We start from the raw sequence: 14,619 nt of genomic DNA on the forward strand, positions 1-14,619 counted from the left end.
CCTCACGCAATTTCGAGTGTCATGGTTACCGGGTTTGGTAAACCAGCGGTTAAGCGATCGAAACAAAAATTCCCTTTGAATCAAAGCTTTGTTTACAATCGTAAAAGCTGAATGAGAAGTTAATGACCTGTCCCGACCGAAAAGGCCAGAATTCTGCTGATTTCGTTCAGACTGCGACCGGAAGTTGCTTTCCATTCGTTAAAAGCAGCCTGAATCGCGTTCAGATTTTTTTTCGACAGGGAGTCCTTCTCTATGACATTTTCTCGGATGAGGGCGTTAACCACATCGCCGGAGAGGACGAAACTTTCCTTGCCCATGAAGCGCAAAGCGATTTGCCCGGTGTTGCCGCCGAGCCGGCTGCCCCGCTTCTTGAGCAGCTCCATCAGACCGATCTGGTCGTTCACCGGGTAATGCGCGAAAAATTTGGCTGCGCTGCCGTGTTCCCTGCCAAGCTCCTTCAGGAAAATCGCGTTCTGCTGAACGGACCGGATCTTGGCGCCATTGCGCACGATGCGTTTGTCGCCCAGCAGTTCCTCGAACGCTTCGTCGGGCAAGAAGGCGAGGCGGGCGACGTCGAAGCCCTCGAAGGCCTCTTCGAAGCCCGGCCACTTCTGATCGATCACTTTCCAGCTGAACCCGGCCTGAAAGACGCATCTGGTGAACATGGCAAGCCAGCGGTCGTCACCGATCCTCTCCAGGTCCTCCACCGTTTTGGGAGCGTCATGCTCTGCGAGAAGAGCGTTGAGCGCCTCCGGTCCGCCCTTTTTCTCTGCGGCCAGAGCTTCGATGTCTTCAAAGGAACGCATGCAAATCTCCGTCTCGCTGCAAATAGCCGATCCACCCCGTAACCCTCATCAGGATGAGGAACAGGAGGGGAGGTCGTCGGAGAAAACCTTAGCGCTCCTGGATCTGTTGTGTCCGTTCAAATTTGCGCAGGGCCAGCGAAAGCGTGATCGTCATCATCAGGTAGATGAGGGCGACGACGTTATAGGTCTCGAAATAGCGGAAGGAGCCTGCCGCATAGACCTTCCCGAGCTGGGTGATATCCGCGACCCCCAGAACCGACACCAGCGAACTGTCCTTGATCAAGGCGACGAAATCATTGCCGAGCGGTGGCAGGATGGTCTTCAGCGCCTGCGGGAAGATAATGAGGCGGAAGCGCAACCAGCCGTTCATGCCAAGTGCTTCGGCTGCCTCGATCTGGCCCTTGTCGACGGCCTGGATACCAGCCCGGAAAACCTCGGCGATAAAGGCCGAGTAACCGATTGTCAGTGCAAGAACCGCCCGCCAGAGCAGCGGAAAATCCCGGGTGCGCAGAAGGTCCAGCCCCAAGGGCTCCAGAATGGCGTTGACTGCCCCGATGAACAGCGGGGTCGCGACAAAGGCGATATAGAGCAGCAGCACGATGATCGGCATACCGCGCACGATTTCGACGTAGAATCGTGCTGTCTGCCGCAAGACAATCGATCCGGACAGCGAGCCGAGTGCCAGCAGCAGCCCGAGCACGGAGGCGCAAAAGAAGGCGACCAGCGTTACGAAGACCGTCAGTCCGATACCGCGTGAAACCGTTGCCATGACCTGCGAATAGATGTCATTGGTCGCAATCTGGAACAACAGAAAGGCCGCGACACCGACGGCAACCACAAGCCAGTAGGGGAAGTCTTCCTTGGGCGCGCCGGACGGTCTCTTGTTGCGGAACATGGCTTGGTCTGGGCTCCAGCGGTGTTTACGGCGGTTCAAACGAAAACGGCCAGCATCGGGGCTAAGAACAGCCCGGATACCGGCCGTGGGTTGGAAAGTCCAGCCGCCTGCGGACGGAGATTGGCTTTACTGAGCGGCTTTGTAGTCGAAGAACCACTTCTTGTTGAGGGCATCCAGCGTGCCGTCGGAGCGCATGCTGGCAATGGCCGCGTTGACCGGTTCGATCAGGTCCGAGCCCTTCGGAAAGATGAAGCCGAAGTCTTCCGAGCCCATCGGGTCGCCAATCAGCTTGAAGGTGTCCGGGTTGGTCGAAACGTAACCCTGGCCGCCGGTGCTGTCGGTCAGAACCAGATCGACGTCACCAGTCTTCAGCGCCTGAACCGCGGCTCCGAAGGTTTCGAACAGCTTGATGCGCGGGTTGGCTTCGTCGCCATCCAGCACTTCATAGACGGTCACATAAAACGGTGTGGTGCCCGGCTGGGCGCCGGCCAGAAAATCGCTATTGGCAGCAAAGCCCTTGGCGTCGGTAAACCGGTCCTCGTCGGCGCGGACCAGCATGAACATTTCGGACCGCATATAGGGGACTGAAAAGTCCACCTGCTCGGCGCGGTCGGCGCGAATGGTGATACCGTTCATCGCCATGTCGTATTCGCCGGCCGATATGGCGGGGATCATGGCGTCCCAACTGGTGTTCTCGAAAGTGACGTTCAAGTTCAGCCGTTTGGCGATCTCGGCAACGGCATCATATTCCCAGCCGATTGCCTGGCCGGACTTCGGATCGACGAACTGCAGCGGCGGGTAGGTATTTTCCGTGGCGATAACGACGTCCCGGCCGCCAAGATCCGGCAGATTGTCGGCAAGGGCGGAGACGCCTGCGCCAATCAGGGAGGAAACGGCAACCGCAAGGGTCAGGACAGTGTTTTTCATGGGAAACTCCAGGTCAGAAATCAGCCGAAGCTTAGCCGCTTGCAACGCTTTGGGAAAGCCTGCTCAAATGCGACGCGAAGGGTCTTTTGCAGAAATTTTCTCTCTGCGAAAAAAAATTCAAAATCCGATGGTAGATCTATTGACCACGGGAAGCGTTAGCGGGACTGTGAACCCATAAGAACAATAAGGAGACAGTTTGTGTCCAACTCAAACAAGAACATGTTTCATCAAGCCGCCCGCAGGGTCCGGCATGCGCCTTCCCATCCGCTTGAGGTCTTTACCGACGCCGACAAGGCGGTCGACCGGCTGATCGAGATTTTTGAATCCAACACCGCCTTTCTGCGCAAGCATTTTCAGGATCTGCTGGAAGGCAGGGAAATCGACGGCCGCGTGCGCGCCTTCTATCCGCAGGTGCGGATCGTGACCGACAGCCACGTCCGGCTGGATAGCCGCCTGTCTTACGGTTTCGTCTCCCGGCCGGGCACTCACGCTTCGACGATCACCCGTCCGGACCTGTTCCGGCACTATCTGGTGTCCCAGCTGTCACTGCTGATGAAAAACCATGACGTGCCGATCCAGATTGGCGACAGCGACATGCCGATCCCGCTGCACTTCGCCTTTTATGACGGCACGCACGTGGAAGGCGGCGCGGCAGCAGCAAACCTCGATCGTCCCCTGGCGGATATGTTCGATCTGCCGGACCTCACCGTGATGGACGATTCCATTGCCAACGGCACTTATGATCCGGCCGACGGGGTCATGCCGCTTGCCTCGTTCACTGCGCCGCGGGTCGACTATTCCCTGCACCGCCTGCAGCACTACACGGCAACCAAAGCCGAGCACTTCCAGAACTACGTGCTTTTCACGAACTATCAATTCTACATCGACGAATTCTGCCGCATGTCCAAAGAGCTTCTGTTGCAGCCGGACAGTGGTTATGAGGCCTTCGTTTCCCCCGGCAACGTGGTGCTGGAGGCTGGCCAGAGCCAGCCGGACGGCGAAGAGCTGACAAAGCTGCCGCAAATGCCGGCCTATCACCTGAAACGGGCGGACGGCAGCGGCATCACCATGGTCAATATCGGCGTCGGGCCGTCCAACGCCAAAACCATCACCGATCATATCGCCGTTCTGCGGCCGCATGTGTGGCTGATGCTGGGGCACTGCGCAGGCCTTAGAAACAGCCAGACGCTTGGCGACTATGTTCTGGCCCATGGCTATGTGCGCGAGGACAATGTTCTCGACCAGGACCTGCCAATCTGGGTACCGATCCCGCCGCTGGCGGAAGTGCAGGTGGCCCTGGAAGACGCGGTTGCGGAAATCACCGGCATCGATGGCTACGAACTGAAGCGGGTGATGCGCACGGGAACCGTCGTTTCGCTCGACAACCGCAACTGGGAACTCTGGGACCAGCCGGAACTGGTCAAGCGGTTCTCCCAGTCCCGTGCCATCGCGCTCGACATGGAATCGGCGACCATCGCCGCCAACGGGTTCCGTTTCCGCGTGCCCTACGGCACGTTGCTATGCATCTCGGACAAGCCACTTCACGGCGAACTGAAGCTGCCGGGCATGGCAACCGACTTTTACAAGCGCCAGGTCGCCCAGCATCTTCAGATCGGTATCCGGGCGATGGAGAAGATGCGCGACATGACCGCCGAACGCCTGCATTCGCGCAAGCTGCGCAGTTTCACCGAAACGGCGTTCCAGTAAGGCGTCTTGAACGGCGAAGGCGTTTCATCAGACGAGCGCACGCCACGAAAGTGACGAAGCGCGCCGCCTGACGTCACACGCGTTTAACACACCAAATAAAAAAGCCGGTGCAGCGCTGCACCGGCTTCGTCATCGCTTGGAAAATCCCGGCTTGAGGCCTTACTCGGCTTCGTCGGCCGGAGCGGCATTCAGCATGCCGTAGCGCTCGACACCGATCTTTTCCAGAAGCTCAAGCTGGGTTTCCAGAAAGTCGATATGGCCTTCCTCGTCTGACAGCAGCTCTTCAAAAAGCTGCATGGAGACATAGTCGCCTTCCTCACGGCAGATGTCGCGGGACTTGGCGTAGGACGTGCGGGCGTCATATTCGCCGGCGAGGTCCGATTCCAGCACTTCCTTGATGTTCTGCCCGATCCGCAGCGGCGCAACCTTCTGCATGTTCGGATGGCCTTCTAGGAAGATGATGCGGTCGACCAGCTTGTCGGCGTGCTGCATCTCCTCGATGGATTCTTCACGTTCCTTCTTGGCAAGGCGCGCGAAGCCCCAATCGCTCAGGAGGCGGTAGTGAAGCCAATACTGGTTGATGGCGCCAAGCTCCAGAAACAGAGCTTCGTTCAGGCGCTCAATGACTTTTTCGTTCCCTTTCACGGCAGAGCCTCCTTCTTGGAAATCGATTATTGTTTAGAATCATTCTAGGGTAATTCACTTCAGGCGCAAGGGGCCATGGCACCTTGAGTTGCTACTTCCACTGGTTATACCCCAAAGCAGCAAAATGAAACCGGCCTCGGATACCTCCATGTAAGGCAAGGAGATTGCAAGACTTTTCCGGGCGAGCAAATCAGGATCTTCATAGTGTCTGTGTGTTGCCGGTCGATGACGGCGGGCAGTTGAATGGACGTTCGCCCAATCGTTTGGACAAGCGAGAGATAGCGCGGAAATCCGCAGCGGGACTCAGCGAAAGCGGGGACCATGGCTCCAGCAGGTGAGGGAATACCGGCTTCCCTTGCTCACCGGCACCACCCTGTGCAGCATGAAACTGGCAAACAGCGTTGCGCAGCCCTGATCGCGCGACGCAGCCATCACCTTGTGCCCGAGGCTGATTTCCAGCGCCCCGCCTTCATAGGTGTCCGACGGTGAAAGCTGGGTGACGATGGTCGCCTTGCGGAACTGAGCAATAGGGCCTTCGCCGACATCCGAATGCCAGTCGTAATGGCCTTCTTCGCTTTCATCGTAGATGGCGACCTGAAGTTTTTCCCGAAACTCGGTGATATCGAAATCGAAGGCCTCACGGTTGGCTTTGGCCACAGCGATCATCACACGGTTCATGACCCAGCCGGCGGTGCCTTCGTCATCAAGCCAGCTTATGCGCGCGCGGCGGATCTCGCCCTGCTGCTTGCCACCGACAAGGCCACCTGTGTCCTGGGCTTCCGCCAGGCTCAGGCGGATGATTTCATCGCAGTCTTTTTGAGAAAAGAGTGCGTCATAGGAATAGGTGAACATGGGGGCTCAGATCCAGCAAACGTGTTCGCTGATCAACAGCCAATCCGGGTAAACTGCAACTGTTTTCTTGAGCCGGGAAAGAACTATTTCCGCGGCCGTTCGACAGCGGCTGCCAGCGCTTTTTTCATCACCGTGGGAAGTGCTTCGCTTTCAATGACTTCCGGGGACGACCACCAGGTATCGTCAAGTGGCGGCAGGGCGTCCGCCGCAAGATCGGCCCGGTAGACCGTGAGCCGCAAATGGAAGTGGGTGAAGGTGTGTTTCACTTCCACCGGGCGCTGCTGCCAATCCGCGGAAAACGGTGCAAGGCTGAGGGCCTGATCAAGATCGAAATCCTCCGCCCACTCTGTCCCTGGCACTTCGCTCATTCCGCCCAGCAGCCCTCGCGGCGGGCGGCGGCGCAGCAAGACTGCGCCCGTTGCCGCGTCGACTGCCACGAAAGCGGCGCCGAAACGCGTCGGCTTTTCCTTTTTCGGCGCCTTGCGTGGCAGCGTTTCGGCAAGGGCTGACGACTGTACCCGGCAGATGGAACGCCAGGGACAAAGCCCGCAGGCCGGTTTGCGGGGTGTGCAGATCGTCGCACCGAGATCCATCACAGCCTGTGCAAAGTCGCCGGGCCGCTTGTCCGGCGTCAGATCCGCCATTTTCGCCTTGATCTCCGGTTTGGCGTCCGGAAGCGGCGTTTCGATCTCGTAGAGACGTGTCAGAACTCTTTCCACGTTGCCGTCAACCACAGCCGCGTGCCGGTCAAAGGCAATGGTTGCGATGGCTGCGGCCGTGTAGGGGCCGATGCCCGGCAGCTTCTGCAATGCCACTTCGTCTTCAGGAAATTGGCCACTGTGGTTCCGGGCAACGGTTTCGGCGCATTTTTTCAAATTGCGCGCCCGCGAATAATATCCAAGGCCCGCCCAGGCTTTCATGACGTCTTCTTCCGCTGCGTCGGCGAGATCGGTCACGGTTGGCCAGCGTCGCGTAAACTTCTCGAAGTAGTCTTTGACGGCGGCGACTGTGGTTTGCTGCAGCATGACTTCGGACAGCCAGATCCGGTAGGGATCCGGGACTTCGCCCAGGTTGCGGTCTTCCGGGGAAACCCGCCAGGGCAGGCGCCGGGCATGACGGTCGTACCAGTCAAGAAGCAGTCTGGAAGGGGAAGCAGAGGCCATGAGATCAGATGAACAACAGGTGGTGACATGAAGCAGCAAGCCTTGGATAGCCTGGGGACAACTTGGCTGATATAGGCAGTGCGGTGAGTTAGGTGTAAGTATTCGTCGTCGTTTTGTCGTAATCTATTGAGATACAACACCCCAATCTGGAAACTGGCCGGCAAATCACCGGACTGTTTGTCTGGATGAGGAGGTAGGCTATTAGCGCTACAAAGGCAAACCCTGTGCACGCCTCGAGAGGGGCAAAACCGCTGGCCGATCTTGTCGGCAAGGCGATGACGCCTGTTTGCCGGAAACGGGGGTTTGCGTCCGTTGACATCATTGCCGCCTGGGCCGACATCGTTGGCGAGCGGTATGGCACGCGCGTACAGCCGGACAGGCTGATCTGGCCACGCCAGCCCGAGCGCAGCGATCCGGAAAAGCCGCCGGAACCGGCGACGCTTGTGGTGCACACAGACGGCGCAACAGCCCTGATGCTGTCCCATGACAGCGCGCAGGTGATCGAACGCATCAACACTTTCTACGGCTGGCGGGCCATTGGCCGCATCAAGATCCTGCAAAAACCGGTTCTGGTGAAGCAACCGGTCAGCAAGAAGCCTTTGCGCGATCTGACGCAGTCCGAAGAACGTCAGCTTGAAGAGCGGCTGGAGGGCGTTGAGAACGACCGCCTTCGGCAAGCGCTGAAAAAGCTTGGCGCCCAGATCATCGCCCGTCAGGCAGACGATGCCGCGTGACGCGGTTGTGCCTATCCCTTCAATAACAACTCTGTGAAACGGGGACCGGCGGAAAATCCTCCAGACACGGCTGTTCCCGAAAATGGCCGGTTTACCCGACCCTTCGCTTGATCATGGCCCGGAATGCGGCAAAGAGGCCCGGCGGTTGATCGTCCTCGCTCATGCCACATTTGATAAGCTTTGTTGACGCCGCCTGTCCGAGAGGGCAGAGAAGGCAGCAAGACGGTTCATCCTGCGTTCAGCTGAAGGCACATAGGGTGGCCCGGTACCATTGAACCCGATCGGCTTGGATATCCGTCAGGATATTCTTCGATCCATGCACCGGCCGGTGCAGCGCTTGACTATTGTGACAGGACGATCTTCGTGACCCAGACCCGTAGACAGTTTCTCAAAACCACTGCCCTGGCGATGGCCGCATTCTGCCTCGCCGGATCGAGCTTGGCTCTTGCGCAGACCGTAAACGAGGCCGAGCTGGTAACGCCCGGCCCCTTGGGCGACAAGATCCTTGGCGAAGAAAACGCGCCGGTCACCATTGTGGAATACGCGTCCATGACCTGCGGTCATTGCGCCAATTTCCACAAGCGTACCTATCCGGACCTGAAGGCCAACTACATCGATACCGGCAAGGTACGCTTCATTTTCCGCGAGTTCCCGCTGGATCCGGTTGCCGCAGGTGCCTTCATGCTGGCGCGTTGCGCACCTGCCGACAAATATTTCGAGATTGTGGACATCATGTTCGAACAGCAGCGAGCCTGGGCGTTTACCGACAATCCGTACCAATCCATGCTCGACTTTTCCAAGCAGATAGGTTTTACAAAAGAGTCCTTTGAGGAATGTTTGGGGAACCAGGACCTGCTTGATGCCATCGAAGCGGTGAAAAACCGTGGCGCAAACGAGTTTGGCGTAGATTCCACCCCGACGTTCTTCATCAATGGCGAAAAGCACTCGGGGGCGCTTTCGATTGAAGAGATGGGCAAACTTATTGACGCGAACCTCTAGACTGGCGGTCAACCCGCCGGTCCGTTCGGTTTGCCTCAATCGAACCCATGATCTTCAGGTGTCCGTGTCCACGGGGCACGGGCGCCAATGAAATTCTCCAAACTCCGTATCGTCGGCTTCAAATCCTTCGTCGAACCGATGGAGTTCATCATCGGCAACGGCCTGACCGGGGTGGTCGGGCCGAACGGCTGCGGCAAGTCCAACCTTGTCGAAGCCCTGCGCTGGGTGATGGGCGAAAACTCCTACAAGAACATGCGTGCGTCCGGCATGGACGACGTCATCTTCTCCGGCAGCCTGAACCGCCCGGCGCGCAATACCGCCGAAGTGACGCTGTATCTTGAAAACCAGGACCGCACGGCACCAGCCGCTTTCAACGATGCCGATGCGCTGGAAGTCAGCCGCCGGATCGAGCGCGAGCAGGGCTCCAACTACAAGATCAACGCCAAGGATGTGCGCGCGCGCGACGTGCAGTTGCTGTTCGCGGATGCCTCCACCGGCGCCAGGTCGCCGGCGATGGTGCGTCAGGGCCAGATCGGTGAGTTGATTGCGGCCAAGCCGACTTCCCGTAGACAGATTCTGGAAGAGGCGGCGGGTATTTCCGGCCTGCATTCGCGCCGGCACGAAGCGGAAATCCGCCTGCGCGCGGCCGAGCAGAACCTGGAGCGGCTCGAAGACGTGCTTGTCCAGATCGACGGCCAGCTCGACAATCTGCGCCGGCAATCACGCCAGGCATCGCGTTACCGCAACCTCTCCTCCGAAATTCGCGGAGCCGAAGCTTCGATCCTCTACATCCGCTGGACCGAGGCGCGCGATGCGCTGGGCGTTGCGGAAAGTCATTTTGCCGAAGCCCAGAAGCAGGTGAATGAAGCAACGGGCCTCCAGGCGGAAAGCGCCCGCATTCAGGCCATCGCGGCGCACAAGCTGCCGGAACTGCGCGACGATGCGGCCAAGGCAGGCGCGGCGTTGCAGCGGCTTGTTATTGCCCGCAACGAACTGGACGCGGAAGAACGGCGGGTGAAGGAAAAGCTTCAGGACCTGGAGCGCCGTCTGGTGCAACTGGCGGAAGACATCCGGCGCGAACAGTCTTTGGTGTCTGAAAACGATGAGGTTCTGGAACGCCTGTCGGAAGAACGCGCGGAGCTTCTGGAAGAAAACGAGATGGTGCAGGAACGCACCGAAAGTGCCCGCGAAAAGGTGACCGAGGCTGAAGAGATTGTCGGAAACCTGGAAAGCCAGCTGTCCGATCTGACCGCAGCCGAGGCCCGTGCGACTGCCGAACGCCGCCAGTTGGAGCGCGCTGTTGCCGAAAGCCGTCAGCGCTCGGACCGGTTGCTCGCGCAGGCCCAGGACGCCCAGAAGGCCCTTGCCGAACTGAACGAACGCATGGCCGAGCAGGACGGTGTCACCGAAAACCGGGAAGCCCTGGAAGTGGCGGAGGAAGCCCTTCTGGAGGCGGAAGCCGCCGCCGAAGACGCCGAAACTGCAACCCGTGAAGCGCGTGAGCAGGAACAGTCGGCCCGCGGCCCAGTTGGCGACGCCCGCCAGTTGCTTCAAGGCCTTGAGACCGAGGCCAGGACGCTTGAGCAGGTGCTGAACGTTCATTCCGAACAGGATCATACGCCGGTTGTCGAGCAGATCCGCGTGGAGCAGGGCTTTGAAACGGCTTTGGGCGCAGCGCTTGGCGAGGATCTGGATGCTTCTCTGGAAGAAGCTGCCGCTGTGCGCTGGGGCGGTGTCCTGTCTCATGAGGGTGACCCGGCGCTGCCGGCTGGGGCCCGCAGCCTGGCCGAAGTGGTGGAAGCGCCTGCCGAACTGAGCCGCCGCCTGCGCCAGGTCGGCCTTGTCGACCAGGCAGCGGGTCCGGATCTGCGCACATCCCTGAAGCCGGGCCAGTGCCTCGTTTCGGTGGAAGGCGACCTGTGGCGCTGGGATGGTTTCGTGATTGCAGCCAATGCGCCGACACCGGCAGCACAACGCCTGGCGCAAAAGAACCGACTGGCCGAACTTGGAGACGAAATCGAACAGGCCCGGCGTGATCTTGAGGATCGCCAGCAGGCAATGGAAAGCGCTGCGACCAGGGTGCGTCAGGCGGTCGAGCTGGAGCAACTTGCCAGAGGCAAGGTACGTGACGGCCAACGCCAGACGGCGGCCGCTCGTGAAGCTCTTGCGGCAGCGGAACGGGCCGTCTCGCAGTTTGCCGCCAAGCTGGAAGCCGCACAGGACCGGGCACAGCGCCTCGGCGAAGAGGCTGAACTTGCGCGCGAACAGCTGGCCGAAGCCGAAGAACGTCTCGAAGAAGCGCCAGATGGAATCAGCTACCGCGATCGTATCGAGGACCTGCAGTCGCAGGTCGCGGCGGCGCGCGGTGCCCTGGCCGAAGCTCGGGCGGTGGCAGAAGGTCTTGCGCGCGAGCAGCAGATGCGCGACCGGCGTCTGGAAGCCATTGCCCGGGAATATGACGGCTGGAAAACGCGAGCTGCCAATGCCGCACAGCAGATTTCCATTTTGCAGGAACGGCGTGAAGAAGCGGAAGAGGAGCGGGCCGAGCTGATCGAGGCGCCCGAGGACATCGAGATCAAGCGCCGCGACGTGTTTTCCGCCATTGCCAAGGCTGAGGAAGACAAGAAGGCGAAGGACGATCAGCTTCAACAGGCGGAACTGGACCTTGCCGATGTCGACCGCGCGGCCAAGGCTGCAATGGAAGCGATGGCTGGAGCCAGGGAAGAGAAGATTCGCGCCGAGGAGCGCCTTGAAGCCGCCCGGGACCGCAAGCAGAACCTGGAACGGCGCATCGACGAGGACCTGGAAGTCGCGGTAACGGCATTGCCGGAGATCGCGGGCTTGAAGGAAGGCGCGCCGCTGCCCGATCCCGATGCCATGGAACGCAAGCTGGAGCGGCTGAAAGCCGAGCGCGAGCGGCTAGGCGGTGTCAACCTGCGTGCGGAGGAGGAGCTGCGTGAAATCGACGATCAGAAAACCACGCTGACCTCGGAGCGTGATGACCTGATCGAGGCGATTCGACGCCTGCGGACCGGGATCTCGAATCTCAATCGCGAGGCGAGGGAGCGACTGCTGGCCTCCTTCGAAGTCGTCAATGGCCACTTCCAGCGCTTGTTTACACATCTTTTTGGAGGCGGTACGGCCGAATTGCAGCTCGTTGATTCCGATGACCCGCTTGACGCAGGTCTGGAAATCATTGCCCGCCCGCCCGGCAAGAAGCCGCAGACCATGACACTGCTGTCGGGCGGTGAGCAGGCGCTGACGGCCATGTCGCTGATTTTCGCGGTGTTCCTTACAAACCCGGCGCCGATCTGTGTGCTCGACGAGGTCGATGCGCCGCTCGACGACGCCAATGTGGAGCGTTACTGCGACCTCCTGGACGAGATGTCCAGGAGCACGGAAACCAGATTTGTGGTGATCACGCATAATCCGATCACCATGGCGCGCATGAACCGCCTCTTTGGTGTGACGATGGCCGAGCGCGGCGTTTCCCAGCTTGTTTCGGTCGATCTGGAGACGGCGGAGCGATTCCGGGAAACTGGCTAAGATCGCGTCTGGTGTGGCACTGCCGCGAAAAGCTTATGCAACTTAGGTCTGGCTGAATCGGCTTAAACGAAAAAATATATTATTTTTCAATTAGATAGACTTTGACGCAGGCTTCTTGACACGACATGAGGTGCCGACTATGGTGCGCGCGGCTTAGGGGGCTCCCCAGTTGTCGGATCAAGCATGTCGGCGCGAGCTGAGGACTTAAGAACATGTCTTCGCAAAACGGCGATAATAAGGATCGGACGGTTGGTTCCCCGGAAGCGGGTCTGTCGGAGCGGCGGGCTCAATTGAACCGGAAGCTTGACGACATAAGAGTGGTTGAAGAAAAGACCGCTCGGAAGTCTCAAAGCAGCTCATCCGGATACGCGCAGGCAATGAAACTCTCTTCTGAGTTTATCGCCGGTGTGCTGGTGGGGGCCGGGATTGGTTGGGTTGGCGACCAGTGGTTTGGGACATCGCCCTTCGGGTTGATTGTCTTTCTGCTACTGGGTTTCGTAGCCGGGGTCTTGAACGTTCTGCGCGCGGCCGGTGTCGTCGAGCAGCCGGATGCCAAGGTCCAGCGCGAAAAAGACGTTCAGAACGACAGATCGAAATAGAATTTGTCGCGCCTTCTGGCGCATTGATATGAACGAGCGAAGAAGGCTGGCCGGTGGCGAACGATCCGATCCATCAGTTCCATATCCAGACGCTATTCCCGATTGAAGTCGGGGGCATGGATTTCTCTTTCACCAACTCTTCGTTGTTCATGGTTTTGACCGTGGCGGCGACGTCTGCATTCCTGATTTTCTCGACCAGCGGCCGCGGACTTGTTCCGACCCGTCTGCAGTCGATTTCGGAAATGGCGTATGAGTTTGTAGCCGGGACTTTACGAAGTGCGGCGGGAACGGAAGGGATGCGCTTCTTCCCTCTCGTGTTCTCGCTCTTCATGTTCGTTCTGGTCGCGAACCTTTTCGGGATGTTCCCGTACTTCTTTACCGTCACCAGCCACATCATCGTGACCTTCGCGCTGGCGATGCTGGTGATCCTCACCGTGATCATCTACGGCTTCATGAGAAATGGCATGAAGTTCCTCAAGCTCTTCGTTCCGAGTGGCGTGCCTGCGGCACTGATCCCGCTCGTGACGCTGATCGAGGTGATTTCGTTTCTTTCGCGTCCGATCAGCCTGTCCGTTCGTCTTTTCGCGAACATGCTTGCCGGTCACATCACGCTGAAAGTGTTCTCCGGATTCATCGTCAGCCTTAGCGCGATGGGTGCGGTTGGTATCTTCGGATCCATTCTCCCTCTCGGAATGACGGTTGCCCTGACGGCTCTGGAATTCCTGGTCGCGTTCCTGCAGGCATACGTCTTTACCGTTCTGACCTGCATGTATCTGAACGACGCCATTCATCCTTCACACTGAGGGTAACCCAATCACACGGCCTTTGCGCCGCGAGTGAGCAATCTGCAAACACCATTTAGGAGCACGTGTCATGGAAGCAGAAGCAGCAAAATACATCGGTGCCGGTATCGCATGCCTGGGCATGGGCGGCGCAGGCATTGGCCTCGGCAACATTTTCGGTAACTACCTCGCAGGCGCTCTGCGCAACCCGTCCGCTGCTGATGGCCAGTTCGGCCGTCTGATCTTCGGCTTCGCCGTGACGGAAGCTCTGGGCATCTTCTCCCTGCTGGTGGCTCTGATCCTCCTGTTCGCTTAATCGCTAATCCTTAGCGACTACCGATGCGACTCCGGTGGCGGCGCGCTCTAGCGCCGCCTAGCCGGATTTAGGAGACTGGAAATGGCAGGCCAAACTCACTCGACCACAGAAGGCATGCACGAAGCCATAGAAGTGCCGGCCGCAGAGCATGGCGCGGGTTTCCCGCCTTTTGACAGCACCACATTTGCTTCGCAGCTCTTGTGGCTCGCGATCACGTTCGGCGTGTTCTACTGGATCATGAAGAATGTGGCCGTTCCGCGGATCTCCGGTATTCTGGAAGACCGCCGGGACCGTATCGCCGGTGACATTTCCGAAGCCAACCGGCTGAAGGAAGAAACCGACGCTGCGATCGCAGCTTACGAGCAGGCGCTGGCCGAAGCCCGTAACAAGGCTCATGGCATTGCCCATGAAACACGGGCCAAGCTCAAGGCAGATCACGAAGCTCGCCGCGAAAAAGTGGAAGCCGAGCTGAATGGGAAGCTGAAGGAAGCTGAAGCACAGATCGCCGCAACCAAGACCGATGCCCTTTCTCAGATCGGCGACATTGCCGGAGAATCCGCATCAGCGCTCGTCGAGCAGCTGATCGGCAAAGCTCCGACCAAGACCGACCTGAACAAGGCGCTCAAGTCGGCGATGAACTGAGGAGAC

The 14,619-nt window shown here is 59.1% G+C and carries 14 protein-coding genes; 8 read left to right on the forward strand and 6 right to left on the reverse strand.

Annotated elements, in window-relative coordinates; translation table 11 throughout:
* Nucleotides 1-119: 119 nt before the first annotated feature.
* The 3 genes from AC2A6O_RS16800 to AC2A6O_RS16810 form a co-directional block, all read right to left on the reverse strand.
* The gene (locus AC2A6O_RS16800) at nucleotides 120-806 is read right to left on the reverse strand and encodes a DNA-3-methyladenine glycosylase I (RefSeq protein WP_148585174.1); all 687 of its coding nucleotides are present in this window, start codon (nucleotides 804-806) and stop codon (nucleotides 120-122) included.
* Between the two features lie 88 nt (nucleotides 807-894).
* Nucleotides 895-1,701 carry an amino acid ABC transporter permease gene (locus tag AC2A6O_RS16805; protein ID WP_498928787.1) on the reverse strand — a complete coding sequence of 269 codons (807 nt, stop codon included), beginning with the start codon at nucleotides 1,699-1,701 and terminating at the stop codon, nucleotides 895-897.
* Between the two features lie 126 nt (nucleotides 1,702-1,827).
* A complete protein-coding gene (locus AC2A6O_RS16810; protein WP_498928789.1) occupies nucleotides 1,828-2,628 on the reverse strand; it encodes a transporter substrate-binding domain-containing protein in 801 nt (266 codons plus the stop codon).
* A 219-nt stretch (nucleotides 2,629-2,847) separates the two neighbouring features.
* Between AC2A6O_RS16810 and AC2A6O_RS16815 the strand changes: the two genes are divergently transcribed.
* Nucleotides 2,848-4,335: an AMP nucleosidase gene (locus AC2A6O_RS16815; RefSeq protein WP_148585613.1), complete on the forward strand. Its 1,488-nt coding sequence runs from the start codon at nucleotides 2,848-2,850 to the stop codon at nucleotides 4,333-4,335.
* Between the two features lie 159 nt (nucleotides 4,336-4,494).
* Here the strand turns inward: AC2A6O_RS16815 and bfr are convergent, their stop codons facing one another.
* From bfr to mutY, 3 genes are all read right to left on the reverse strand, one after another.
* A complete protein-coding gene (bfr, locus tag AC2A6O_RS16820; protein ID WP_148585168.1) occupies nucleotides 4,495-4,980 on the reverse strand; it encodes a bacterioferritin in 486 nt (161 codons plus the stop codon).
* Nucleotides 4,981-5,283: 303 nt separating this feature from the next.
* Entirely contained in the window at nucleotides 5,284-5,832 is a 549-nt protein-coding gene (locus tag AC2A6O_RS16825; protein ID WP_498928792.1) for a 2OG-Fe(II) oxygenase, read from the reverse strand.
* A gap of 83 nt (nucleotides 5,833-5,915) precedes the next feature.
* The gene (mutY, locus tag AC2A6O_RS16830; RefSeq protein ID WP_498928794.1) at nucleotides 5,916-6,995 is read right to left on the reverse strand and encodes an A/G-specific adenine glycosylase; all 1,080 of its coding nucleotides are present in this window, start codon (nucleotides 6,993-6,995) and stop codon (nucleotides 5,916-5,918) included.
* Nucleotides 6,996-7,219: 224 nt separating this feature from the next.
* Here mutY and AC2A6O_RS16835 point away from each other — a divergent pair, with 224 nt between their 5' ends.
* From AC2A6O_RS16835 to AC2A6O_RS16865, 7 genes are all read left to right on the forward strand, one after another.
* Nucleotides 7,220-7,729: a DUF721 domain-containing protein gene (locus AC2A6O_RS16835; RefSeq protein ID WP_148585162.1), complete on the forward strand. Its 510-nt coding sequence runs from the start codon at nucleotides 7,220-7,222 to the stop codon at nucleotides 7,727-7,729.
* Nucleotides 7,730-8,092: 363 nt separating this feature from the next.
* Nucleotides 8,093-8,728 carry a DsbA family protein gene (locus tag AC2A6O_RS16840; protein WP_498928796.1) on the forward strand — a complete coding sequence of 212 codons (636 nt, stop codon included), beginning with the start codon at nucleotides 8,093-8,095 and terminating at the stop codon, nucleotides 8,726-8,728.
* An 87-nt stretch (nucleotides 8,729-8,815) separates the two neighbouring features.
* On the forward strand, nucleotides 8,816-12,274 hold the full coding sequence (smc, locus tag AC2A6O_RS16845; protein WP_498928798.1) for a chromosome segregation protein SMC: 3,459 nt from the start codon (nucleotides 8,816-8,818) through the stop codon (nucleotides 12,272-12,274).
* 212 nt (nucleotides 12,275-12,486) lie between these two features.
* A complete protein-coding gene (locus tag AC2A6O_RS16850; protein ID WP_148585156.1) occupies nucleotides 12,487-12,873 on the forward strand; it encodes an AtpZ/AtpI family protein in 387 nt (128 codons plus the stop codon).
* Between the two features lie 53 nt (nucleotides 12,874-12,926).
* Nucleotides 12,927-13,676 carry a F0F1 ATP synthase subunit A gene (locus AC2A6O_RS16855; protein ID WP_148585154.1) on the forward strand — a complete coding sequence of 250 codons (750 nt, stop codon included), beginning with the start codon at nucleotides 12,927-12,929 and terminating at the stop codon, nucleotides 13,674-13,676.
* Between the two features lie 70 nt (nucleotides 13,677-13,746).
* The gene (locus AC2A6O_RS16860) at nucleotides 13,747-13,971 is read left to right on the forward strand and encodes a F0F1 ATP synthase subunit C (RefSeq protein ID WP_006935776.1); all 225 of its coding nucleotides are present in this window, start codon (nucleotides 13,747-13,749) and stop codon (nucleotides 13,969-13,971) included.
* Between the two features lie 81 nt (nucleotides 13,972-14,052).
* A complete protein-coding gene (locus AC2A6O_RS16865; RefSeq protein ID WP_148585152.1) occupies nucleotides 14,053-14,613 on the forward strand; it encodes a F0F1 ATP synthase subunit B in 561 nt (186 codons plus the stop codon).
* Nucleotides 14,614-14,619 lie beyond the last annotated feature (6 nt).

The sequence above is a fragment of the Labrenzia sp. ATLA3 genome (assembly GCF_057180185.1).